18 protein-coding genes are annotated in these 23,596 nt (G+C 67.3%); 7 read left to right on the plus strand and 11 right to left on the minus strand.

Annotated elements, in window-relative coordinates; translation table 11 throughout:
- Window positions 1–83: 83 nt before the first annotated feature.
- The 3 genes from EPO55_RS09570 to EPO55_RS09580 all read right to left on the minus strand — a co-directional run bounded on the left by EPO55_RS09570 (window position 84) and on the right by EPO55_RS09580 (window position 2,400).
- On the minus strand, window positions 84–323 hold the full coding sequence (locus tag EPO55_RS09570) for an Lrp/AsnC ligand binding domain-containing protein (RefSeq protein ID WP_296336457.1): 240 nt from the start codon (window positions 321–323) through the stop codon (window positions 84–86).
- Between the two features lie 48 nt (window positions 324–371).
- Entirely contained in the window at window positions 372–1,952 is a 1,581-nt protein-coding gene (locus tag EPO55_RS09575) for a DEAD/DEAH box helicase (RefSeq protein ID WP_296336459.1), read from the minus strand.
- 151 nt (window positions 1,953–2,103) lie between these two features.
- Complete coding sequence (locus EPO55_RS09580; RefSeq protein WP_296336460.1) at window positions 2,104–2,400, minus strand: cupin domain-containing protein; 297 nt, start codon at window positions 2,398–2,400, stop codon at window positions 2,104–2,106.
- Window positions 2,401–2,598: 198 nt separating this feature from the next.
- On the opposite strand from EPO55_RS09580, the gene EPO55_RS09585 reads away from it, so the two are divergent.
- A complete protein-coding gene (locus tag EPO55_RS09585) occupies window positions 2,599–3,870 on the plus strand; it encodes an MATE family efflux transporter (RefSeq protein WP_296336462.1) in 1,272 nt (423 codons plus the stop codon).
- A 30-nt stretch (window positions 3,871–3,900) separates the two neighbouring features.
- On the plus strand, window positions 3,901–4,584 hold the full coding sequence (locus EPO55_RS09590; RefSeq protein WP_296336465.1) for a class I SAM-dependent methyltransferase: 684 nt from the start codon (window positions 3,901–3,903) through the stop codon (window positions 4,582–4,584).
- An 89-nt stretch (window positions 4,585–4,673) separates the two neighbouring features.
- Here EPO55_RS09590 and EPO55_RS09595 read toward each other — a convergent pair whose 3' ends face one another.
- The gene (locus EPO55_RS09595) at window positions 4,674–8,174 is read right to left on the minus strand and encodes an FAD-dependent oxidoreductase (protein WP_296336466.1); all 3,501 of its coding nucleotides are present in this window, start codon (window positions 8,172–8,174) and stop codon (window positions 4,674–4,676) included.
- Between the two features lie 146 nt (window positions 8,175–8,320).
- Here EPO55_RS09595 and EPO55_RS09600 point away from each other — a divergent pair, with 146 nt between their 5' ends.
- Entirely contained in the window at window positions 8,321–9,343 is a 1,023-nt protein-coding gene (locus EPO55_RS09600; protein WP_296336467.1) for a COX15/CtaA family protein, read from the plus strand.
- Window positions 9,340–11,445, plus strand: coding sequence for a peptidoglycan-binding protein (locus tag EPO55_RS09605; protein WP_296336469.1), 2,106 nt, complete (start codon window positions 9,340–9,342; stop codon window positions 11,443–11,445). The genes EPO55_RS09600 and EPO55_RS09605 overlap by 4 nt, the downstream gene beginning before the upstream one ends.
- A gap of 25 nt (window positions 11,446–11,470) precedes the next feature.
- Here the strand turns inward: EPO55_RS09605 and EPO55_RS09610 are convergent, their stop codons facing one another.
- Genes EPO55_RS09610 through EPO55_RS09620 form a run of 3 tightly spaced genes read right to left on the minus strand, consistent with a single transcriptional unit; the run spans window position 11,471 to window position 15,771 of the window.
- The gene (locus tag EPO55_RS09610; RefSeq protein WP_296336470.1) at window positions 11,471–12,313 is read right to left on the minus strand and encodes a 4-(cytidine 5'-diphospho)-2-C-methyl-D-erythritol kinase; all 843 of its coding nucleotides are present in this window, start codon (window positions 12,311–12,313) and stop codon (window positions 11,471–11,473) included.
- 30 nt (window positions 12,314–12,343) lie between these two features.
- Window positions 12,344–14,125 (minus strand): tetratricopeptide repeat protein, encoded by a 1,782-nt coding sequence (locus EPO55_RS09615; RefSeq protein ID WP_296336471.1) that lies wholly within the window; start codon window positions 14,123–14,125, stop codon window positions 12,344–12,346.
- A gap of 5 nt (window positions 14,126–14,130) precedes the next feature.
- Entirely contained in the window at window positions 14,131–15,771 is a 1,641-nt protein-coding gene (locus EPO55_RS09620; RefSeq protein WP_296336520.1) for an electron transfer flavoprotein-ubiquinone oxidoreductase, read from the minus strand.
- Between the two features lie 133 nt (window positions 15,772–15,904).
- Between EPO55_RS09620 and EPO55_RS09625 the strand changes: the two genes are divergently transcribed.
- Entirely contained in the window at window positions 15,905–16,927 is a 1,023-nt protein-coding gene (locus tag EPO55_RS09625; RefSeq protein WP_296336472.1) for an alpha/beta fold hydrolase, read from the plus strand.
- The gene (locus tag EPO55_RS09630) at window positions 16,927–17,781 is read left to right on the plus strand and encodes a uracil-DNA glycosylase (protein ID WP_296336473.1); all 855 of its coding nucleotides are present in this window, start codon (window positions 16,927–16,929) and stop codon (window positions 17,779–17,781) included. Before EPO55_RS09625 ends, EPO55_RS09630 begins: the two co-directional genes overlap by 1 nt.
- Here EPO55_RS09630 and EPO55_RS09635 read toward each other — a convergent pair.
- From EPO55_RS09635 to aceB, 4 genes are read right to left on the minus strand one after another with little or no spacing between them, the layout of a single operon-like run.
- Window positions 17,765–18,187, minus strand: a complete 423-nt coding sequence (locus EPO55_RS09635) for a GNAT family N-acetyltransferase (RefSeq protein WP_296336475.1) — start codon at window positions 18,185–18,187, stop codon at window positions 17,765–17,767. The genes EPO55_RS09630 and EPO55_RS09635 overlap by 17 nt on opposite strands.
- Complete coding sequence (locus EPO55_RS09640) at window positions 18,180–19,157, minus strand: 2-dehydropantoate 2-reductase (RefSeq protein ID WP_296336477.1); 978 nt, start codon at window positions 19,155–19,157, stop codon at window positions 18,180–18,182. The genes EPO55_RS09635 and EPO55_RS09640 overlap by 8 nt, the downstream gene beginning before the upstream one ends.
- A gap of 1 nt (window position 19,158) precedes the next feature.
- Window positions 19,159–20,688, minus strand: a complete 1,530-nt coding sequence (locus EPO55_RS09645) for an acyl--CoA ligase (protein WP_296336479.1) — start codon at window positions 20,686–20,688, stop codon at window positions 19,159–19,161.
- A gap of 7 nt (window positions 20,689–20,695) precedes the next feature.
- Window positions 20,696–22,318, minus strand: coding sequence for a malate synthase A (gene aceB / locus EPO55_RS09650; protein ID WP_296336480.1), 1,623 nt, complete (start codon window positions 22,316–22,318; stop codon window positions 20,696–20,698).
- Between the two features lie 88 nt (window positions 22,319–22,406).
- On the opposite strand from aceB, the gene EPO55_RS09655 reads away from it, so the two are divergent.
- Window positions 22,407–23,594: a urate hydroxylase PuuD gene (locus EPO55_RS09655; RefSeq protein WP_296336482.1), complete on the plus strand. Its 1,188-nt coding sequence runs from the start codon at window positions 22,407–22,409 to the stop codon at window positions 23,592–23,594.
- The last annotated feature ends 2 nt before the right edge of the window (window positions 23,595–23,596 follow it).

Raw genomic sequence — 23,596 nt, forward strand, 5'->3', positions numbered from 1 at the left:
GCGATAGGCGTAGGGCTGGATCGCCGGCGGCAGGAGCAGGAAATCCTCCCCGCGCGGGAGGTGCCTGCGAGGCGCGGCGGCAGTCAGGAAAACGCCTTGAAGGTGATGAGGGTGAAGGTGTCCTTCACGCCGGCCAGCGTCTGGATCCTGCTGGTGACGAAGTGGCCGATGTCGGTCTTGTCGTCGAGATAGCACTTCATCAGGAGGTCGTACTGGCCGGAGGTCGAATAGACCTCCGACACCTGCTCGACCGCGACGGCATCGTCGGCAACCTCGTAGGCCTTGCCGAGCTCGCACTTCACCATGACGAAAATGGTCTGCATGGTCCCGTCCGTCCTGCCGCTTCCCTGGCCGCTGCCGTGGCCGGCAGTCTAGCGCGGCTGGCGGGCGAGGAAAGCCGGCACGTGATCGCCGAGACCCTTGGGCGCCGGACCGCCATCGTCGCGGTCACGCCGCGGTTCGGGGCGGCGTTCAGGCCTGCGCTCGGACTGCCGCTCACGCGGAGGCTGCGCCGAACGTTCGGCGCGCGGCTCGCGAGGGGCGTGTTCACGCGGTGCATGTTCGCGCTCGGGACGACGCTCGCGTGGAGCGCGTTCCGGCCGCGGCTCGCGGGCAACCGAAGCCTCGGCGACCGCCTGCGGCCCGGCCGATACCTCGACGTGCGCTTCTGGGCGCGGCTCACGATGCTCGCGGGGTGCACGCGGCTCGCGGCGCGGGCCGCGCGGCTTGTCGCCAGCACCGGCACCGGCACCCCCGCTGCTGCGACCGGGGCGACCGCCACGACCGCCGCGGCCACGACGACGACCGTCGCCGGCTTCCAGCGTCGCGGTCTCGAGGCCGGGCACTTCGATGCGCGGGATGGTGGTGCCGATCAGCTTCTCGATCGCCTCGATCAGGCCGCCCTCGAACGGCGCCGCGAGGGTGAAGGAGTGGCCGGTCTTGCCGGCGCGGCCGGTGCGGCCGATGCGATGGACGTAGTCCTCGGGCGAGAACGGCACGTCGTAATTGAAGACATGGCTCATGTCCTGGACGTCGAGGCCGCGGGCGGCCACGTCGGAGGCGACGAGAATCTGGATATCGCCGGCCTTGAACTTCTCCAGCGTCTCGGTGCGCGCGGGCTGGCTCATGTCGCCGTGCAGCGCGCCGGCATTGACGCCGTGCTTCTTCAGGACGGTGTGGAGAGTGGCGACATCGCGCTTGCGGTTGCAGAACACGATCGCGTTCTTCACTTCCTGGCTCTTGATCAGGGCCAGCAGGGCATCGCGCTTGTCGTCCTCGGGGACGACGATCAGGCCCTGGACGATGGTGTTGCTGGCCGAGGCCGGCGGCGAGACGGTGACTTCCTTCGGGTTGCTCAGGAAGCGGTCGGCCAGCCGCTTGATCTCCGGCGGCATGGTAGCCGAGAAGAACAGGGTCTGACGTATAGCCGGCAGGGTGGCCACGATGCGCTCGACGTCGGGGATGAAGCCCATGTCGAGCATGCGGTCGGCTTCGTCGATCACCAGGATCTTGACGTCGTTCAACAAAATGCCGCCACGCTCGAAGTGATCGAGCAGGCGGCCCGGGGTGGCGATCAGCACATCGACGCCGCGCTCCAGCGCGCGTTCCTGGTCGGGGAAACTCACGCCGCCGATCAGCAGCGCCATATTGAGCTTGTTGTGCTTGCCGTAGGTCTCGAAGTTTTCGGCCACCTGGGCGGCCAGTTCACGCGTCGGCTCCAGAATGAGCGTCCGCGGCATGCGCGCCTTGGCGCGACCCTGCGAGAGAATATCGATCATCGGCAGGACGAAGGAGGCGGTCTTTCCGGTGCCCGTCTGGGCGCATCCGAGGACATCACGACCCATCAGGACGATGGGAATGGCCTTTTCCTGGATGGGGGTGGGCGTCGTGTAACCCTTGTCGGCGACTGCCTGCAGTACCGGGGCGCTCAGCCCCAAACTCTCAAAACTCATTTAATTTCCGTGGTTTAGTCCATTCTATCCGCTGGACTTTGGAGCGGTCTCATAAGGCTCGTGAATCGGGCCGGACCGCTGGCGGCACTCATATGACCCCTCGGTCGCCCCAAGTCAACGTACGGCCGGGCGGATCTGCCCCCCGCTCCGGTCAGGCCTTGAGTTCGATTTCCACGAAAACGAACTCGAAATCGTTGGGATTTATGACGTCGTGCTCGACCCCGATCTGGCGGGCGTAGGAGACGCCGGCCCGGAGCGGCGCCGGCACCGTCGTCTTGCCGTCGAAGATGTGCAATTCGCCCGTGGTCACCGGGACCACCACGTAATCGTGGTTGTGGCGGTGCCAGCCGGTGTGGCCGCCGGGCGGGAAGCGCCATTCGGTGACGATCACCCGGTCGTTCTCGACCTGGACGGAGGGCTTGGCGAGGGGGCGTTCTTTTCCGGTCATGATCGAAAGCTAATGGCCACCCGGGCTTTTGTCAGGTGACAGGCCAGCGCACCTTGATAGGGTGCATATGCACTTAAATCGCGGAGTCCCGCCCTGTCCTCCACCGCCGCCGTCGCCGGGCCCGCAAGGGCCGCCCACCCTCTCCTGACCGCACCCATCGGACCCAGCCTGCTGAAGCTCGCCGGTCCGACCACGGCGGTGATGGTGGCCCAGACCTTCGTCGCCATCGCCGAGACCTTCATCTTCGGCCGGCTCGGCACCGAGGCCCTGGCGGGCTTCGCGCTGGTCTTTCCGCTCATGATGATGATGACGATGATGGCGGCCGGCGGCATGGGCGGCGGCGTCGCGGCCGCCATGGCGCGCACCTTGGGCGCCGGCCGACGGGACGATGCACGCGCGCTGGTTCTGCACGCGCTGATCCTGGGCGCGGTGCTGGCGCTCGTGTTCACCCTGCTCGCCTGGACCGCCGCACCCGCCCTCTATCGTCTGCTGGGCGGCGAGGGCCCCGCGCTCGACCACGCCCTCACCTATTCCAATATCCTGTTCACCGGCGCGCTCGCCATCTGGGCGAACTTCTTCCTGTCGGCTCTGCTGCGCGGCGGCGGCGATGCTGCGACGCCCGGCCGCTACATGCTGCTGTCGTCGATCGCCCAGGTGCCGCTCTCCTACGTGCTGGCGCTCGGCATCGGCGACTGGCCGGGTCTCGGCATGGCGGGCCCGGCGATTTCCTCGCTGCTCACCTCGGCGGTGTCGGCGCTGCTGCAGGCGCGCGCCCTGTGGGGCGGCAAGCTGGGCTTCGTCCCGGGATTGGGCGGCCTTGCGCTACAAGGCCGGCTGTTCTGGGACATCCTGCGGGTCGGCCTGATCGCTTCCTTCTCGGCTTTCACCGCCAACCTCACCGCCATGATGGTGACGGGGCTTGTCGGCCGCTTTGGCGTGGCCGCGCTGGCGGGCTACGGCATCGGCGTTAGGCTGGAATTCATGCTGGTGCCGCTGGCCTTCGGCATCGGCTCCGGCCTCACCACGATCGTGGGCGTCGCGGCCGGCGCCAGCGACTGGCGGCGGGCGGTGCGGGCAGCCTGGATCGGCAGTCTCGTTGCTGGCCTCGGCATCGGCACCTTCGGCTGGATCGTGGCGCTCGTGCCCGAAGGCTGGGCACGGCTGTTCACGAACGATCCCCAAGTCGTCGCCGCGACGGTGTCCTACATCACCAGGGTGGCGCCGTTCTATTGCCTGTTCGGTGTCGGCATGACGCTCTCCTTCGCCAGCCAGGGCGCGGGGCGCATGAAGGCGCCGTTCGCCGCCGGCCTCGCGCGCCTGTTCGTGGCCACGATCGGCGGCTGGTTCGCCGTCGAGCATCTCGGCTGGGGCCTGTCGGGCGTCTTCACCGCCATCGCCGTCGGCATGATCGTCTTCGGCGCGCTGATCGCGGGGCCCCTGCTTGTGCATCCCTGGCGCGGCCGGGCGTGATACATTTTCCTCCCCACGCGGGAGGAAGCCATGCAGCGCAGCGGCACGATCTCGACCTGGAATCGCAACCCGGCCGATGAAGAAGCGATGGGCGCCGCCCATGCGCCGATCTGGCGGCGCATGATCGATGTCTCGGTTCCCGACGATCTCCGCGACGCAACCGTGCTCGATTACGGCTGCAACCAGGGCGGCTTCCTGCGCATGCTGTACGACCGCCATCCGTTCCGCGCCGGCGTCGGCATCGACATCGCCCGCGAGTCGGTGGCGCGCGCAGAGTTGCTGAAGCGCCAGCGCCCGATCGACTATCGCGCCGGCAACAGCGCAGCGGCCCTCGGCCACATCTTCGACTACGCCTTCAGCCACGAAGTTCTCTACCTGCTGCCGGATCTCGCGGTCCACGCCGCCGACATGAAAGCGGCGCTCCGTCCCGGCGGCGCCTATGTCGCCGCCATGGGCTGCCACACCGACAGCGCGGTGTGGCCCCGGTGGCGCAAGGCGATTTCGGAGACCTCGTCGATCCCGATCTACGACCACTCGCTCGACCGCGTGGCGAAGGTCTTCTCGGAGACGGGCTTCACCGTCTCGGTCCGGCCGCTGGCGCTCGATGCCTTCATGCCGGTGACGGTGGGCAGCGAATATTTCCCCAAGATCGTCGACCAGCTGCGCTACTACAGCCAGGACAAGGTGCTGTTCCGGTTCGTGAGATCGCCTTAGCGCACCATTGCCATCCCGAGGCCGCAGGCCGAGGGACCTTTAAGGCAACGGAAAGATCCCTCGCTTCGCTCGGGATGACACAACGGGCACTAACGCGCGCCGAGCTTCCGCAACGAGCGGTCGATCCAGAGCGCGCCGATCTTCTCCTGCGTGCCGTTCTGGCGCAGCCGCTGGCGCAGATTGGCGAAGTCGACGCGATCGAGCTCCTGGTCCTGGTTGAAGCAGGAGAACACGACCGTCTCCTTGCCCGTCACCGGATCCCGGTGGAGCTGCAGGCACTGGGCGCAGATCTCCTTCATCATGCATTGCATGGGCGAGTTGATCGACGCCAGCGCGCGGTGACCGGCCTTGAGATAGGGCTTTAGCACCGCGTGACGCGCCAACCGCACCGCGTTCATCATGCCGTCGGAGCCGATGGCCACGATGCGGTCGGCATCGCTGAACGGGATCGGCTGCGGGCCGAGTTCGCCCGAGGCGTACCGGCGCATCGCTTCCACGATATTGGTGACGACCGTCTTGTCCTGCGGCCGGTCGACCGGGAAGCCCGGCGCCTCGTCGCAACTCCAGACGACGACGTCGGCCGCGGCCTCGATCTCTTCCACCTTGTAGCGGTCGCTCGGCTTCTTGTAGCCGGCGAAATACAGCACCTTGCTGCCGGCCTTGCGGAAGGCCTGGCCGATCGAGAACAGCACGGCATTGCCGAGGCCGCCGCCCGCCAGCACCACGGTCTCGCCGGGTTCGATCTCGGTCGGCGCGCCGGTCGGGCCCATGACGATCACCGGCTCGCCGGGCTCGAGCAGCACGCAGAGGTCGGACGAGCCGCCCATTTCCAGCGTGATCAGCGACAGGAGACCCTTGTCCTTGTCGACCCAGGCGCCGGTCAGCGCCAGGCCCTCCATGGTGAGCAAGGTGCCGTCGACCTTCTTCGAGCGCGCCTCGTAGTTCTGCAGGCGGTAGAACTGGCCCGGCTCGAAGTTGCGGGCGGCGGCCGGCGCCTCGACGATGACTTCGACGATGGTGGGCGTCAGCCGGTCGACGCGCACGACCCGCGCGCGCCAGTCGCGGTTGGCCTCGGCCAGGATCTCGGCCGGTGAACGTGCCGGCGCCGGCAGCTTCTCCATCGTGCGGCTGAGCACCGGATAGCCCTGCTTGGCACCGCCCATCGCCTTCACGACATTGCCGGCAAACGAGGGATGCAGGTCGCCGAAGAACGACATGCTGCGACCATCGCCATGGCGGTACATCAGCACGCGCACGTCGGCGGGCTTGCAGTTGCGCTCCGGCATGGCGGGATTGCCGTCCTCGTCGAGCGCGCGGAAATACTTGCCGTCGATGAAGGCGTGCGTCGCGTCCTCGCGCGCCAGCACCGTGTTGGGCTGCGTGCCCGCCGCCACCAGGATGGTGCGCGCCGGCAGGGTCGCCTCGACCTTGGCGCCGTTCTGCTCGCCGGCCACCTTCAGCGCCTTGGCGTGGCCGTTGGCGTCGACCTCGACGGCGACCGGCGAGAGGCCTTCGATGAAGCGGATGTCCTCCTCCAGTGCCTTGAACACTTCCTCGTGGTTGAGCGTATAGGACGGCGAGTCGACCAGGCGGCGGCGATAGACCAGCGAAACGCCGCCCCAGCCGTTCACCAGTTTGGCGATGTCGGGCGCGCGGCCCTCGCGCGCAGCCGTCGCGCGCTCGGCGCGAATGGCCCGGGCGTGACCCAGGAACTCCTGGGCGATCTCGCGTTCCTCGTCGTTCCAGGCCGCCCCCACGGCCGCCTCGCCGCGTTCGGCCACCAGCGTCTCATGCCGCGCCAAAAACTTCTCGACCTGCAGCGGATAGTAGGCGAGCGATTCGGTGGCGGTGTCGATGCCGGTCAGACCGCCGCCGATCACGATCACCGGCAGGCGGATCTGCAGGTTGGCGATCGAATCTTTCTTGGCAGCACCTGTGAGCTGCAGCGCCATCAGGAAATCCGAGGCCGCGCGCACGCCGCGGGCCAGGCCGTTGGGCAGGTCGAGCACGGTGGGTTTGCCGGCGCCGGCGCAGAGCGCCACGTGGTCGAAGCCCATGGCGAGCGCACTCTCGACTGTCACCGTGCCGCCGAAGCGCACGCCGCCGAACATCGAGAACTGGCCACGGCGCTCGAGCAGCAGTCGCACCATCTTCAGGTAGTTCTTGTCCCAGCGCACGGTGATGCCGTATTCGGCGACGCCGCCGAAACCGGCCATCGCGCGTTCACCCAAATCCTCGCGCAGGCTGGCGACATCCCGCACGGCGTCGAACGACACGCGGGCGCCGTCGGCCAGCACACCCGACTGCCCGGGCGGCAGCGGCTCGATTTTTAGGCCGTCGATCGCCACCACGGTGTGACCATCGTTCATCAGGTGGTGCGAAAGATTGAAGCCCGCCGGGCCGAGACCGACCACCAGCACGGTGCGACCGGTCGAGGGCCGCGGGATCGGGCGGCGCAGGTTGAGCGGATTCCAGCGCGTCAGCAGCGAATAGATCTCGAAGCCCCACGGCAGGGCGAGCACGTCCTTCAGGGTGCGGGTCTCGATCTGCGGGATGTCGACCGGTTCCTGCTTCTGATAGATGCAGGCCTTCATGCAGTCGTTGCAGATGCGATGACCGGTGGCGGCAACCAGCGGATTGTCGACGACCGCCATGGCCAGCGCGCCGACGGAGAAGCCCTCGCTCTTGAGGAGATTCATCTCCGAGATCTTTTCCTCGAGCGGACAGCCCGCCAGGGTCACGCCGAACGGCGACTTCTGGAAGGCGCCGGTCTTGCGATCCTTGAGGCCGCGCGAGCAGCTGTCCTTGCCCTGGTTGTGGCACCAGATGCAGTAGTTGGTGTGATCGAGCGCGCGGACGAGATCGAAACCCTCGTCGGTGAGCGCAAAACCCTCGCGATGGCGCAGCATCGGCCGCGGCAGCTTCATCCGCGTTACGCCGTCCACGACCTCGGTCTCGATCGGCACCAGATGGTCGGGATCGATCTTGTGCGGCACCTTGAACAGCGGCCCGTCGCGATGGCGCTTCTTGCCCTCGGGATGGTGCAGCGCCCAGGCGGCGTAGCGCGCCAGCGCCTCGATCTCCGGTGTCGGTGTCTCGACCTTGAACTCGGCGCCGACGCGGTCGCGGACAGCGAGCGCGAAGGCGAGCTCCCAGTCCTCCAGCCCCTCGGCGAAGCCGGTCCCGAGCCCGACCTCCGCCGTGACGCGGTCGCCGTCGAGCGCCATCGCGGCATCGGGCTTGATGGCGCGCGTGACGTAGCGTTGCACGAACAGCCGCTTGCAGTCGTAGAGCGGCGCAAGACGGCTGTGCCGGCCGCGCAGCTCGGCAACGGGTGCCGCCACATCGAACAGCGCGCCGACGAAATCCTCGAGCGGCCGTGCCAATTCGATCAGAAGATTCGATTCGTCCTTGGGTGAAAGCGCGTCCGGCGCCGTCCGCGCCGCCATCAGCCGCGCATGCAGACCCGTGTCGACGCCCTGCAGCCAGGCGGCGAAGGCGGCATCGAGGCGGCCGAGGCCGTCACGGTCGTAGAGGTCGATGAAGCTGAGCCCGTGGGAGAGAACGGGAGCCAGCCGGGGCGCGTTCATTGCCAATTATCCAGATGGAGCGAGGGGTATTTTGTTCGTAGGCGAACCGATTAACCGGCATGGCCGGGAAGCGCAAGGCGTGCGGCATCTTCGCGACATTTATGCCTGATGACGGAGCCCCCGCCTTCGCGCATGGTCCGCCCTCCATGCAAACCGCTCCCGCCTCCGTGCGCAACTGGCTGATCGTCGTTGCCGCGATGATCTTCTTCATGATCGCCATCGGCGCGCTCACGCGGCTCACCGAATCGGGCCTGTCGATGGTCGAATGGCGGCCGGTCACCGGCTGGCTGCCGCCGCTCTCCGAGGCAGCGTGGAAGGCGGAACTGGAGAAGTATCTTTCCTCGCCGCAGGGAAGATTGGTGAATCGTGATTTCGCCATCGCCGATTTCAAACAGATTTTCTGGCTCGAGTTCATCCATCGCCTGTGGGGCCGGTTGATCGGGGTGGTCTTCGCCGTGCCGCTCGCCTGGTTCTGGCTCCGCGGACAACTCACGCCGGCCCTGAAGCCGCGGTTGCTGGCGCTGCTGGTGCTGGGTGGCCTGCAGGGCGCGCTGGGCTGGGCGATGGTCGCCTCGGGCCTGATCGACCGTCCGGCGGTCAGCCACTACCGGCTCGCGGCGCATCTCCTGCTCGCCGTGGCGCTCTACGGCTATACGATCTGGCTCATCCTCGAGTTGGGGCCACAGGCGGCGCGGCGCGACGATGCCGAGACCTCGCGCCTGGCGACGGCACTGATCGCCTTCCTCTTCGTCGTGCTCACCTGGGGGGCGCTGATGGCCGGCCTGCGGGCGGGAACGGCGCACAGCACCTTCCCCACCATGTCGGGCCACTGGATCCCACCCGGCCTGTTCGACCAGTCGCCGTGGTGGATCAACCCGGTCGAGAACGGCACGACCATCCAGTTCATCCATCGCTGGCTGGCCAAGCTCCTGGTGCTGGGTGTGTTGATCCTGGCCTGGCGGGTGCGGCGCCCGGAAACGCTGGCCGCCGCGGCGATGGCCGTGGTTCAGCTCGGCCTCGGAATCGCCACGATTCTGAGTGGAATCAACATCTTCCTGGCAACGGCGCATCAGGTGGGCGCGGTGCTTCTGCTGACGGCTTTGATCGTGGTCCGCCATCGCGCGACGCCTTCTCGGCAGCGCCCCGCCTCGGCTATGGTTGGAGGATGACCGGCAAGCTCAACTGGCCCCAAAAGCGTGCTGTCGTCCTGGCCGGGATCGCGATTCTGGCGGTGGGTGCCGCCGCTGCGGGCGCCTGGGTGACCCAGCCGCCCGAGACGGCGCCGCCCAGGGTCGCCAAGTCGGCCAAAGCCAAGCGCGCCGTCGCCGAAGCGCCGCCACGCCCTGGCCCCACACCCGCGGAGATCGTTCTTCAGGATCCGCCGGCACCGCCCGAACCGACCAGTGCCGATATTGCCCGCAGCGGCGCTCCGCCAGTCGCGGCGATGCCGGCCACCTCGACGTCCGCGGTCGAACCGCCCAAGCCCACCGACTGGTCGGCGATGCCGATCGATGAGCTTCGCGCCAAGGCCAACGCCGACCAAATCCCTGCGATGGAGGAGCTGGCCCGCCGGCTGGTCCAGGGCGTCGGCGTGACCAAGGACCAGCAGGCCGGCGCCGGCTGGCTGCTGCGCGCGGCCCAGCGTGGCTCGACGCAGTCGGCATTCAACGTCGCCGTGATGTACGAGCGCGGCTTCGTGGTCGAGCGCGACTCGACAAAGGCCATCGAATGGTATCGCAAGGCGGTCGCGACCAACATGCCGATGGCCAAGCACAACCTCGCCCTGCTGTTGCGCGACGGCAAGGGTGCGCCCCGCGACGGCAAGGAGGCAGTCGAACTGCTGCGCTCGGCCGCCCGCCAGGGCATGGCGGCATCGATGTTCACGCTGGGCGACATCTACGAGCGGGGCGATGCTGCACCGAAGGACGCCGCGACGGCGATGGCCTGGTTCGCGATCACCGCCGAATTCGAGCGCCAGACAAATCGCGGCGCCGAGACGGCGCTGGCCAGGACCGCGACCCAGCGCACCCAGACCCTGCAACGGATTTTGACGCCGGCCGAACTCGAGCGGGCGCAGACGCTGGGACAGGGTGAGTTCAAGCTCATCGTCGAGGCGTTGTCGCCGCCCAAGCCACCGCCGGCACCGGCCGAGACCGCCGCAGCGCCCGAACCGGCGCCAGCGCCAGCGCCAGCGCCACCGCCTCCCGATGCCGAACCGGCGGGCTGGCCCAAGGCCAGCAACGACCAGGTCCGCGTCATCCAGCAGGCGCTGGTCGACCTCAAGTTCCTGCGCGACAAACCGGATGGAATCGTGGGGCCAATGACGCGCGCGGCCATCCGCACCTTCCAGCGCAGCGTCACCCTGCGCGAGACCGGTGAGCCGACCCGCGACGTCTATGCCGCGCTCAGGGACGCGCTCGCCAACCGCGACGTGGTGGCCAACTCGCCGCTGCCACCACCCCCAAAGGTCGACGCTCCGAAAGCAGAGACACCGAAAGTGGAACTGCCGACGATCGATCTGCCCAAGGCCGAGGTGCTGAAGTCCGATGCGGCCAAGGTCGAAGCAGCGAAGGCCGAAACGGCAAAGGGCGAAGCAGCTAAGGCCGAAGCTGCAAAGGCCGAAGCTGCAAAGGCTGACGCAGCAAAAGCTGAAGCGGCAAAGGCCGAAGCTGCAAAGGCTGACGCAGCAAAAGCTGAAGCGGCGAAGGCCGAAGCGGCAAAGGTCGAAGCAGCGAAGGCCGAAGCGGCAAAGGTCGAAGCGGCGAAGGCCGAAGCGGCAAAGGTCGAAGCAGCGAAGGCCGAAGCGGCAAAAAAAGTCGATCCACCCAAGCCTGCCCTGCCGAAAATCGAAACCGCCAAACCAGCGCCGCTCCAGGTCGCGGCCGTCGCCGAACCGCCCAAACCTGTGCCGAGACCCGAACCCGCCGCTTCGGTCATCGATCTCGGACAACCGGCACCCGCGCCGCCGCCGCCGACATCAGCCGAGATTGCGCGCACCACGCCGAAGGAGACGACCAGAATCGAACCTGCCAAGCCTGCCCTGGATGCCTGGCCGACGGCTCCCGCCGAGCAGATCAAGGCAATCCAGGCCTTGCTGCGCGACCTCAATTTTTCCCGCGATGCGCCCGACGGCCTGAACGGTCCCGGCACACGCGCGTCAATTCGCGACTACGAACGCGCCGCCGGCCTCGCCGTGACCGGCGAACCGAGCAAGGCGCTGTTCGAGTCGTTGAAGGAATTGCGCCTGCTGATGGCGCCGAAGCCCAACTGACTTCGGTCCAATCAAGGTCAGACCTTCAACCTGGAACCAGCAGGCCGGCGTGCCGCCACCACGCGTCCGGCAGGCGCGCCGCCGCCCGGCGGGCCGCCTCGACGGTGTCGTGCAATGCAAAGCAAGTGGCGCCGCTGCCGCTCATCGCCGCGTAACGCACCCCATCGCCCTGGCGCAGTGCGTCCAGTGCGCCCGCGATCGCCGGCCGCAGCGAGATCGCGGCCGCCGTGAGATCGTTGCCGCGTGCGGCCAGGGCATCGACGAATTCACCCAAATCCGGCCACGCCGCCGGCACGGGGCTGGCTGCCGAGAACGCTCCGCGACGCGCGGCAAAGACCTCCGGCGTGGCAAGCGGTACACCCGGATTGACCAACAGGATGGCGCAGGGCGGCAGTGCCGGCGCCGGCCGCAGGATTTCACCCACGCCCGAGGCCAAGGCGGCCCGGCCGGCCAGGCACATCGGAACGTCGGCCCCCAGCGTAGCGGCGATGTCGAACAGCTCCTCCACGGGCATGGCCACGCGCCAAAGATCGACCAGCGCGTGGAGAGCGGCCGCCGCGTCGGCCGATCCGCCGCCCAGGCCCGAGGCCACGGGAATGTGCTTGGCGAGACGAATGGCGGCGCGCGGCGCCACGCCGGCTCGATCGGCGAGCAGGCGCGCCGCCCTCAGCACGAGGTTGTCCGCCTCGCCGGCGATGCCCGCCGCCGCGGGGCCTTCGATCGCGAGCGACAATCCGTCGAATGGGGTGACCTCCAGCCGATCGGCGAGATCGGTGAAGGCGACCAACGTGTCGAGCAGGTGGTAGCCGTCGGCGCGGCGTCCGACGACGTTCAGCCAGAGATTGACCTTGGCGCGTGCGAGCCGCATGACGCGAACCCCGGCCAGCGCGTGACCCGGTCAGCCGCCCTGCTTGGCGGCGGGCGGCTTTTCGTAGACCGTCGGCTTGTCGTTGGACGGGTTGAGGCCGTTGGTGAGCTTGTCCTTGATGACCGGCACGCGGTCCTTGTCCGGCTTCTGGTTGAGCGAACGCTCCCATTCGAAGCGCGCCTCGCGCTTACGGCCGACGTGCCAGTAGGCATCGCCCAGGTGCTCGGTGATGGTGGCGTCGTCGCCCTTCTGCTCGCTTGCCCGCTCCAGCCATTCGACCGCCTTGTCGAACTGGCCAGTCCGGTAGAATGCCCAGCCCACGCTGTCGGTAATCGCCCCATCGTCCGGGCGCAGCGCCGTGGCCTGCATCAGCATCTTCATGCCTTCGTCGAGATGCAGCCCCTGGTCGACCCAGCTGTAGCCGAGATAGTTGAGCACATGCGGCTGGTCGGGCGAGAGCTCGAGCGCCTTCTTCATGTCCAATTCCGCCTTTGGCCACTGCTTCGTCCGTTCGAGCACGATCCCGCGGCCGAAGAATACCTGCCAATGCCGTTCGTCGACCTTGCGCAGGCGCGCGATCGCCGTGTCGTAGGCGGCGACGGCGTCGGCGTAACGCTCCCTGCCGCGCTGCAGATCGGCCAACGTGAGCGCTGCGTCGATCCGGTCGGGCTTTTCCGAGATGAGTGCCTTCAGGCGGCTGACCGCCTGGTCGAAGCGGTCGAGCTGGGCGTCGAGCGCCGCCATCCTGAGGCGCGCCTGCCATGACAGCGGCGAGGTGGGACCGACCTTGGCCAGCGCCGCGATCGCCTTGGGGATCTGCTGGAACTGCTCGTAGAGGTTCGAGATCATCAGCCAGGAGAAGTCGTGGTCGGGCTTCAGGTTGACGGCGAGCTGATCGAAGATCAGCGCGAGGTCGGCGCGCTGGTTGCGCGGGTCGGCCGCCAGGATGCCGCCGATGTCGAACAGGATCTCGGCAATGCCCGCTGCCGGCGACGGCGGCTTGGGCATCGGCGCGTTGGCCGCGATCAGGCCGTCCATCAGGACGGAGTCGCTGTACTTCTCCCCGTAGGTCTTGAGCAGTTCGCGCGCCTCGTCGGCCTTGCCGAGCCGGCGCAGCCCGTCGGCGACCGACAGCGTGGTGCGCAGGCCATTGCGGTCGAGTGATGCCGCGCGGCGATATTTCGACTCCGCCGCCGCGCGGTCGCCCGCCAGCTCGTCGATCTGGGCCGCGATCACCAATGCCGGCGCCTCGGAGCGTTCACCGGCCGCCGGCTTGAACTTGGCCAGGAGGGCACGCGCTGCGGGGAAATCCTTTTCGCCGGCCTTGAGCCACGCCATCACGAAGTCACGCAACACGCCGAGCTGGTTCTCGGCACCGATGCGGCTGAGCTGCTGCTCGGCGGCCTTGTACTCGCCCTTCTTGATCGCCTGGATTGCCAGCACGAGGTTGGCGAAGCCGTCGCCTGGCCGCGTCGCCAGCACCTGCGGCGCAAGCTGGGCGGCGGCATCGACACGGCCGGCGTACATGCGCATGCGGAAGGCTGAATAGATCAACTCGGGGTCGGTCGGCGCCAGCGCGAGGGCGGCGTCCATCTGATCGGCCGCCGCGTCGTAATCGTGATCCTGCTCGGCCACGCGCGCGGCGAGATAGCGGCCGTCGAGCGTGGCTGAGATCTGGCGACCCCGTTGGGCCTGGGGTTGCGTCTGCGGCGGCGTCTTGGTCTGGGGTGTCCCGCCCTGTTGGGCATCGACGGTCGCGGGAAGCGCCAGCAGCAGCGCGGCCGGCAGCAGCGTAAGGAGTGTGCGTCGCATACCTGTCACATGTTGGGGTAATTGGGGCCGCCGCCACCTTCGGGCACCGCCCAGTCGATGTTCTGCGCCGGATCCTTGATGTCGCATGTCTTGCAGTGCACGCAGTTCTGCGCGTTGATCTGAAAGCGCGGCTGGCCGTTGTCGGCGGTCACGACTTCGTAGACGCCGGCCGGGCAGTAGCGCTGTGCCGGTTCGGCATAGAGCGGCAGATTGACGGCGATCGGGATCGACGGATCACGCAGCTTCAGATGGACGGGCTGATCCTCCTCGTGATTGGTGCTCGAAAGGAACACCGAGGAGAGCTTGTCGAAGGAGATCACGCCATCGGGCTTGGGATACTGGATGGGCTGGAACTCGCTGGCCGGCCGCAGGGTCTCGTGATCGGCCTTCTTGTGGTGGAAGGTCCAGGGCAGACGGATGCCGAGATCGTGCATCCACATGTCGAAGCCGCCGTAGATGGTGCCCACCGCGGTGCCCCAGCTCAGCGCCGGCTTCACGTTGCGCACCTTGTCGAGATCCTTCCAGATCCACGACGCCTTCACCTTCACCGGGTAGGCGATCAGCTCGTCGCCACCGGTCTTGCCCGCCGCCAGGGCCTCGAACGCCGCTTCGGCCGCGAGCATGCCGCTCTTGACCGCGTTATGGCTGCCCTTGATGCGCGGCAGATTGACGAAACCGGCCGAGCAGCCGACCAGCGCGCCGCCCGGAAAGGTGAGCTTCGGCACAGACTGCAGGCCGCCTTCGTTGATGGCGCGCGCACCGTAGGCCAGCCGCTTGCCGCCCTGCAGGTATTTGGCGACATCGGGATGGGTCTTGAAGCGCTGAAATTCGTCGAACGGCGAAAGATAGGGGTTCTCGTAGGAGAGATGCACCACAAAGCCGATCGACACGAGATTGTCGCCGAAATGGTACATGAACGAGCCGCCGGCGCCGCCGGTCTCCGACAGCGGCCAGCCCTGCGAATGCACGACCAGGCCCTTCTTGAAGTTGGCGGGATCGACCTGCCACAGTTCCTTCAGGCCGATGCCGAACTTCTGCGGATCGACGCCGTCGCGCAGGTCGAACTTCGACATCAGCATCTTGGCGAGCGAGCCGCGCGCGCCTTCGGCAATCAGCGTGTACTTGGCATGCAATTCCATGCCCGGCGTGTAGGTGTCCTTGTGCTCGCCGGTCTTCGACACGCCCATGTCGCCGGTGGCAACGCCCTTCACCGAGCCATCGTCGTTGTAGAGCACCTCGGCGGCGGCGAAGCCGGGATAGATCTCGACGCCCAGCGCCTCGGCCTGCTGGCCGAGCCAGCGGCAGACGTCGCCCAGGCTGACGATGTAGTTGCCGTGGTTGTTCATCAGCCGCGGCATCAGAAAATTGGGGAAGCGGTAGGAACCACCCTTGGTCAGGAACAGGAACTGGTCGTCGCTGACCTGGGTCTCGAGCGGCGCTCCCTTCTCCTTCCAGTCGGGAATGAGTTCGTTGAGGCCGACTGGATCGACCACGGCACCCGACAGGATATGGGCGCCGATCTCCGAGCCCTTCTCGAGCAAGCAGACCGAAACCTCGTGATTGCGCTCGGCCGCGAGCTGCTTCAGTCGGATCGCCGCCGACAGCCCGGCCGGGCCGCCACCCACGATCACCACGTCGTATTCCATCGCCTCGCGCGTCATGCCGGTCTCGCTCTGCAATGCCTTTTCCAGATGGACGCGCCGCCGGCCGGCGGCGATCCTTCCGTTGTAGATAGCCTGTCGGGGGCAGGATCGCCACCCGCGGAAAAGGGGAATTCCCGTGGCGGCATTGACCGGAATCGACAGCAAAATCTTCTCTGCCCGCGAATTCCGGCTGGAAAGTGGCCAGACCCTGCCGGTCCTCGAATTGGCCTACGAGACCTACGGCGTGCTCTCGCCCGGGAAGGACAACGCCATCCTCGTGGTGCATGGCTACACGTCGAGCCATCATGCCGCTGGCTTCAACGCCCCGGGCAAGCAAGGCCGCGGCGTCGCGGAAGGCGCGGCCGGCTGGTTCGACGGATTGATCGGCCCCGGCAAGGCGATCGACACCGACCGTCATTTCGTCGTCTCGGTGAACGCGCTGGGCTCGGCGCACGGCAGCAGCGGCCCCAACTGCGTCGACCCGCGCACCGGCAAACCCTACGGCCCGACCTTTCCCGAGATCACCATGCGCGACATGGTGGCGAGCCAGAAACTGCTGGTCGATTCGCTCGGCCTTGCGAGCCTGGTCGCGGTGGTCGGCCCATCGATGGGTGGCTTCCAGTCGTTCCAGTGGGCTGCCTCCTATCCCGGCTTCATGAAGGCGATCGTGGCGTCGGTATCGGCGCCGCGTGCGCCCTCTCGCCTGGGCGGACTGGAGCAGCTGCAGAAGCGGCTGGCCGGCGACCCCAACTGGAACGGCGGCTGGTACTACGACAATGGTGGCGTCGGAGCGACGTTGGAACAGATCCGCTACGAAACGCTGCTCAATTATGGCCAGACCGAAGCAGTGGCCAGGGCCGCCGCCAAGAGCTGGGCCAAGATCTACGATGCCCATTCCCTCGTCACGCTGCGCCGGGCGATCGACTCTTTCGACATCACCAACCAGTACGCAAAGCTGAAGTCGAAAGTCCTGTACGTCCAGTCGAAGACAGACAAGCTTTTCGACATTGCCCTCTGCCCGGCGTATGTGACGGACATGCGCAAAGCGGGCATCGACATCACCTACGTTGAATTGCCGTCCGACAAGGGCCACTTGGCGAGCCATGCCGACGCCGCGATGTGGGCGCCGATTCTCGGTGCCTTCATGAAGAGTCTTTGATGGACGCGGCATCCATCCCGAGCGAGGACCTCGCCGCCCTGCTGAAATGGTACGTCGACCACGGGCTCGACGAGTCCATCGGCGAGGAAGCGGTCGACCGCTTCGCACTCCCGCCGCCCGCCGCAGCCGCATCACCGGCCGCACCGCCCCGGAACACGGCAGCGCCGACGCCGATCCGGGCCCCGGCGCCGCCGCCCGCAGTGCGTGCACCAGTGCCGCTCGAATCGCCACAGCTCGTCGAGGATGCGCGCGACCTCGCTGGGCGCTGCGCCACCATCGCCGAGCTCGAGGAGGCGGTCCGCGCCTTCGAAGGCTGCGCCTTGAAGCGCACCGCCAAGAACACGGTGTTCGCCGATGGCGTGCCGGGCGCGCCGGTCATGATCGTGGGCGAGGCGCCCGGCGCCGACGAGGACCGGCTCGGCAAGCCGTTCGTGGGCGTCAGCGGCCAGCTCATGGATCGCATGTTCGATGCCATCGGCATGAGCCGCGAGCGCGACCTCTACATCACCAACATCCTGTTCTGGCGGCCGCCCGGCAACCGCACCCCGACGCTCGCCGAACAGGCTGTCTGTGTCGCCTTCACGCGGCGTCACATCGAACTCGCCAAACCGAAGGTGCTGGTGCTGGCCGGCGGCACGGCCGCCAAGGCGATGCTGGAGACGACCGAAGGCATCATGCGACTGCGCGGCAAGTGGACAAGCCTGAAACTCGACGACGGCACCGAGGTACCGACCATGCCGACGTTCCATCCGGCCTATCTGCTGCGCACGCCGGCCAGCAAGCGCCAGAGCTGGCTCGACCTGCTCGCGATCGACAAGAGACTGAAGGAGCTGGGCGCTAAAGCTTCTTCCTGAGGAAGAATTTCTTGTGGCCCTGCGGATAGTCGTCGAGCGTGCCGAAGACCTCGTAGCCACGCTTCTCGTAGAACGGCCTTGCCTGGAATGAGTGCGTGTCGAGCGTGGCCATGTGGCAGTGGCGCTCGCGTGCATAGGACTCGGCGGCATCCATCAGGCGCGTGGCGTGGTCCTGGCCGCGCACCGCCTCGTCGACCCACAGGATCGATATGTGCAGGCAACCGCCCCAGATCATGCCCAGCAAGCCGCCCATCACCTCGCCGCGCTCGCTCTTGAGATAGAAGTTGGCCGGATAGTAGGCCGAGACGCCAGTGGCGGCGAAATTGTGAAAGATGACGCCGTTCTTCACCCGCTCGGCCGCCGGACTGTCTTCTGCCGGGTCGAAGACCAGTTCCAGATCAGCCATTTGCCCGCGTCTCCGCGCGCTGACGGACCAGCGCCAGAACGGCACGGCCGATCGGCATGTCGATGCCGACCCACTCCGACATCTCGACCACGGCTCCAAGCAGCGCCTCGATCTCGAGCGGCCGGCCACGCTCGAGGTCCTGAAGCATCGACGTCTTGTGGGCGCCGACCTCGGCGCCGCCGGCGATGCGCTTGTCGACGGTGAGCGCGAACTTGACGCCGAGTTTCTCGGCCACGGCCTGGCCCTCGACCATCATCGCACGGCAGACGGCGTGCGTTCCGGGATCGGCGATCACCTTGTCGAGCGTGCCGCCGGTGAGCGCGCTCACCGGATTGAACGCCATGTTGCCCCACAGCTTGACCCAGAGCTCGTCGCGGATGCGCGGCCGCACCGGCGCCTTGAGGCCGGCCTTGATCAGGAGTTCCGAGAGCCTGCCCGCGCGCTCGCTGCGGCTGCCATCGGGCTCGCCCAGCGTGAAGCGGTCGCCGTAGGTGTGCTCGATGACGCCGGGTTCGACCACGTCGGCCGCGGGATAGACGATGCTGCCCAGCACCTGCGAGGGCGGCAGCGCCGCGGTGAGCGCGCCACCCGGATCGACCGACCCGATGCTGCGGCCTTCGAACTCGCCGCCGAGCTTGTAGGTGTACCACCACGGAACGCCGTTGATGGCAGCGACGATGGTGGTGTCGGGCCCGATCAGCGGCTTGAGCTGCGCCATCGCCGGCAGCAGCGAGTGGGCCTTCAAGGTCAGCACGAGATAGTCCTGCGGGCCGATCTCCCGCGGGTCGGTCGCGACCTTGGGCCTGGTGACCGTTTCCGTGCCTTCGCTCTTCAGCACCAGGCCCTTGGCACGCATCGCCTCGTAGTGCGGGCCCCGCGCCACGACGGTGACGGGCGTGCCGGCCATCTCGAGCTTGGCAGCCATCAGGCCGCCGATCGCCCCTGCGCCAAAGACGCAGATCGATGTCATGTCACGCCGTCTCGCCGAGGCCGAGCTTCTGTGCCAGGCCGATGCGCTGCAGCTTGCCGGTCGCACCCTTGGGGATTTCGGTCACGAAAACCACCTTGCGCGGCACCTTGAAGTCGGCGGCGCGCTTGGCCACGAAATCGCGCAGCTCGCGCTCCGTCGCTTCCTGGCCGGGACGCAGCACCACGACGGCGCCCACCTCCTCGCCCAGCTTGGAATGCGGGATGGCGAAGGTGACGACCTGCTCGACCGCGGGATGGTCCATCAGGATGGTGTCGACCTCGATCGGGCTGATCTTCTCGCCGCCGCGGTTGATGATCTCCTTCAGGCGCCCGGTCAGGAACAGGAAGCCGTCCTCGTCGAAGCGGCCCTGGTCGCCGGTGCGGAACCAGCCGTTGGCGAAGGCCTTGAGGTTGGCGTCGGGATTGTTGTCGTAGCCCGCCGTCACGTTCGGTCCCTGGATCACGACCTCGCCGATCGCGCCCTGCGGCAGGAAAGCACCCGCCTCGTCCATGATCGCGACCTTGGGGCCGGCCGGCAGGCCGACCGCGCCCGGCTTGCGCTTGCCCGGCGGCAGCGCGTTGGAGGCCATCTGGTGGCTGGCTTCGGTCATGCCGTAGGATTCGATCACCGGGCAGCCGAAGGCGGCTTCGAGCTCGGTCATCACCTGCGGCGGCAGCGATGCCGACGAGGAACGGATCAGACGCAGCTTCGCCGCCTTCGCAATCTCGGTGTTGCGGCCGAGCCGCGCCAGGATGGTCTGGTGCATGGTCGGCACTGCCGTGTACCAGGTGGGCTTCACCTCCTCGAGCCAGGCGAAGAAGCGCAGCGCATTGAAGCCCGGCGTGCAGCTCACCGACGCGCCGGCGCCGAGCGACGACAGCACCGCGGCAATCAGGCCGTGAATATGGAACAGCGGCATGATGTTGAGGCAGCGGTCATTCGGCTGAAGCGAAAGTGCCGCCGCGATGTGGCGTGCCGAGGCCGCGAGATTGCTGGCGGCCAGCGGCACGATCTTGGGCCGCGCCGTGGTACCCGACGTGTGCAGCACCAGCGCGATCTCGGCGCCCTGCGACGGGCCGGGCTTTGCAGCCTTGGCCGGTTTCAGCGTCGAGACGTCGAGCGTGAAGAGACCGGCAGGCCCATTGGCCGTGGGCACCAGCTCGATGATCGGCACGCCCACCTTCTGGGCCACGGCGCGCACCGGGCTTTCCATGCCCTGCTGGACGATGACCGCCTTGGGCTTGAGATCGTCGAGATAGAACTCGAACTCGTCGGCGCGATAGGCCGGGTTGAGCGGCGCCGAGCTCGTGCCCGCGGCGACGGCGATGAAGGACGAGGCCATCTCCGGCCCGTTCGGCACCACCATGGCCACGCGATCGTCACGGCCGATGCCGACGCCGTTCAGCGTCGCCAGCGTATCGTCGACCAGCTTCTTGAGACCGGCGTAGGTGAGCCAAGGGCGCCCAGGCGCCCCGATGGCGGGCGCGTCGGCCGCACCCGCCTTGGCAACGTCGTAAACAGTCTGAACCATTTTTACCTCAGGCCGCCGCCTTCTTCTCGTCGGCGATGATCCGGTCGTAGGCCGGCAGGGTGAGGAACTCGTAGAACTGCGGCTGCTCGACCAGGTCGATCATGAGCTGGGCCGCTTCCTCGTGACGGCCCTTGGCGTAGGCATCGTCGCCCATCTGCGCCTTCACCTTGTCGAGTTCCTCGCGCACGATCTGGCGCACCAGCTCCTTGGTGATGAGACGGCCGTCGTCGAGCTTCTGGGCGTGGCGCACCCACTGCCAGACCTGGGCGCGGCTGATCTCGGCGGTCGCCGCATCCTCCATCAGGTTGAACAGTGGCACGCAGCCGATGCCGCGCAGCCACGCCTCGACGTAGCCGATGCCCACCGCCACGTTCTGGCGCAGGCCCGCTTCGGTCTTGGGGCCCGTCGGCATGGTGATCAGATCGACCGCGCTCACATGCACGTCCTGGCGCTTGCGCGCGATCTGGTTGGCTTCCTTCATGACCGCGTCGAACTCGGCCTTGGCGATCGGCACGAGACCGGGATGCGCCACCCAGGTGCCGTCATGACCGTCGCCCGCCTCGCGCTTCTTGTCGGCATGCACGCGGCCCATCGCCTCGTCGTTGGCCTTCGGGTCGTTCTTGATCGGGATCTGCGCCGCCATGCCACCCATGGCGTGCACTTCACGGCGGTGGCAGGTCTTGATCAGGAGCTGGCTGTAGGAACGCAGGAAGTGCGAGGTCATGCCGACCTGGCCGCGGTCCGGCAGAACCGACCACTCCTGCTCGCGGAACTTCTTGATGAAGCTGAAGATATAATCCCAGCGACCGCAGTTGAGGCCGGCCGAGTGGTCCTTCAGCTCCCACAGGATCTCGTCCATCTCGAAGGTGGCGAGGATGGTCTCGATCAGCACCGTGGCCTTGATCGATTTCTGCGGCACGCCAAGCGCGTTCTGGGCATGCACGAACACGTCGTTCCACAGCCGGGCCTCGAGATGGCTCTCCATCTTGGGCAGGTAGAAGTACGGGCCAGTGCCGCGGCTGAGCGCTTCCTTGGCGTTATGGAAGAAGTAGAGGCCAAAATCGAACAACGAGCCCGACATCGGCTTGCCGTCGACCATCACGTGCTTCTCGAGCAGGTGCCAGCCGCGCGGGCGGACGAACAGGGTCGCGATCTTGTCGTTCAGCTTGTAAGCCTTGCCGCTCTGCGGATCGACGTAGTCGATCCGGCGGCGGACGGCGTCGGCCAGGTTGAACTGGCCCTCGATCATGTTGGCCCAGGTCGGCGTCGATGCATCCTCGAAATCGGCCATGAAGACGTTGGCGCCGCAGTTGAGCGCATTGATGATCATCTTGCGGTCGACCGGCCCGGTGATCTCGACGCGGCGGTCGAGGATGTCCTTGGGCAGCGGCGCCACGGTCCAGTCGCTCTCGCGGATCCTGGCGGTGGCAGCCAGGAAATCGGGCTTCTCGCCGGCATCGAGCCGCTTCTGGCGCTCGACCCGGAGGGCCAGAAGCTCCTCGCGGCGGCCGTTGAACTTGCGCTGCAGGTCGGCGACGAACGCGACGGCCTCTTTGGTCAGCACCTTTTCGAAGCCGGGCTTGATCGCACCGTCGATTGTAACGCCCGCCGGAAGGTCCAAAGCCGCCATGTCGTTTCCCCTCGAATTCTTTCGGATCACAGTCGAAAGGGCGATTTACCGCCTTGAGGCCCTGCCCGGCAAGGCGCTACGAGAAGGGATGGACGCCGCTTACCTCGTCGAATGGCTCAATCTGGTGCTGCGCTGGGCCCACATGATCGTGGGCATCGCCTGGGTCGGCGCCTCGTTCTACTTCATCTGGCTGGACAATCACCTGCACAAGCCGCTCGACCCTGCCGACGCCGCCAAGGGCATCGGCGGCGAGGTCTGGGCGGTCCATGGCGGTGGCTTCTACACCGCCAAGAAGTTCACCGTGGCGCCCCCGACGCTGCCGCCCGAGCTGCACTGGTTCAAGTGGGAAGCCTACACGACCCTGATCACGGGCTTCTTCCTGCTCTGTCTCGTCTACTACTACGGCGCCGAGATCGCCCTGATCGATCCCTCGGTCATGGCGCTCGACAAGACCGAGGCCATTGCGCTCGGCCTCGCCTCTCTCGTCGTCGGCTGGCTGGTCTACGACTGGCTCTGCCGGTCGGCCTTCGGCGGCGACGATGCCGTGCTGGGCGGCCTCCTGTTTCTCTACTGCGCAATCGCTGCCTGGGCGCTCTGCCATGTCTTCTCGGGGCGCGGCGCCTACATCCATTTCGGCGCCATGCTGGGCACGATCATGGCGCTCAACGTCTACTTCGTGATCATTCCCGGCCAACGCGAGCTGGTGAAGGCGAAAGAGGAAGGCCGCACGCCCGATCCGAAGTTCGGGCTGATGGGCCGGCAGCGCTCGGTTCACAACACCTATTTCACCCTGCCCGTGCTGTTCACCATGATCAGCAACCACTACGCCGGCCTCTACGGCCACGAATGGAACTGGGTGCTGCTGCTGATGATCTCGCTGGCAGGCGCGCTGATCCGGGTGTGGTTCGTGCAACGCCACAAGGGCGATCCCAATCCGCTGGTGCTGGCTGCCGGCCTGGTCGTGCTGGCGCTCACGGCCTTGCTGGCGCTGCCGCGGCCGAGCGACGATGGCGGCGGACCGGTTGCCTTCGACCAGGTGGCGCCGATCATCCAGGCGCGCTGCGTCTCCTGCCATGCCGCCAAGCCGACGCAGGAAGGCATCGCCGCGCCGCCCAAGGGCGTGATCCTGGAGACGCCGGAGCAGATCCGCGCGCGGGCCGCAACCATCTACCAGCAGGCCGCCGCATCCCGGGTCATGCCGCCCGGCAACATGACCCACATCACCGACGCCGAGCGACGCATGATTGCGCGCTGGTTCAAAGGCGGCGCACAATAGGC

Origin of the sequence: Reyranella sp., assembly GCF_004296935.1 — a bacterium.
Lineage (GTDB): Bacteria > Pseudomonadota > Alphaproteobacteria > Reyranellales > Reyranellaceae > Reyranella.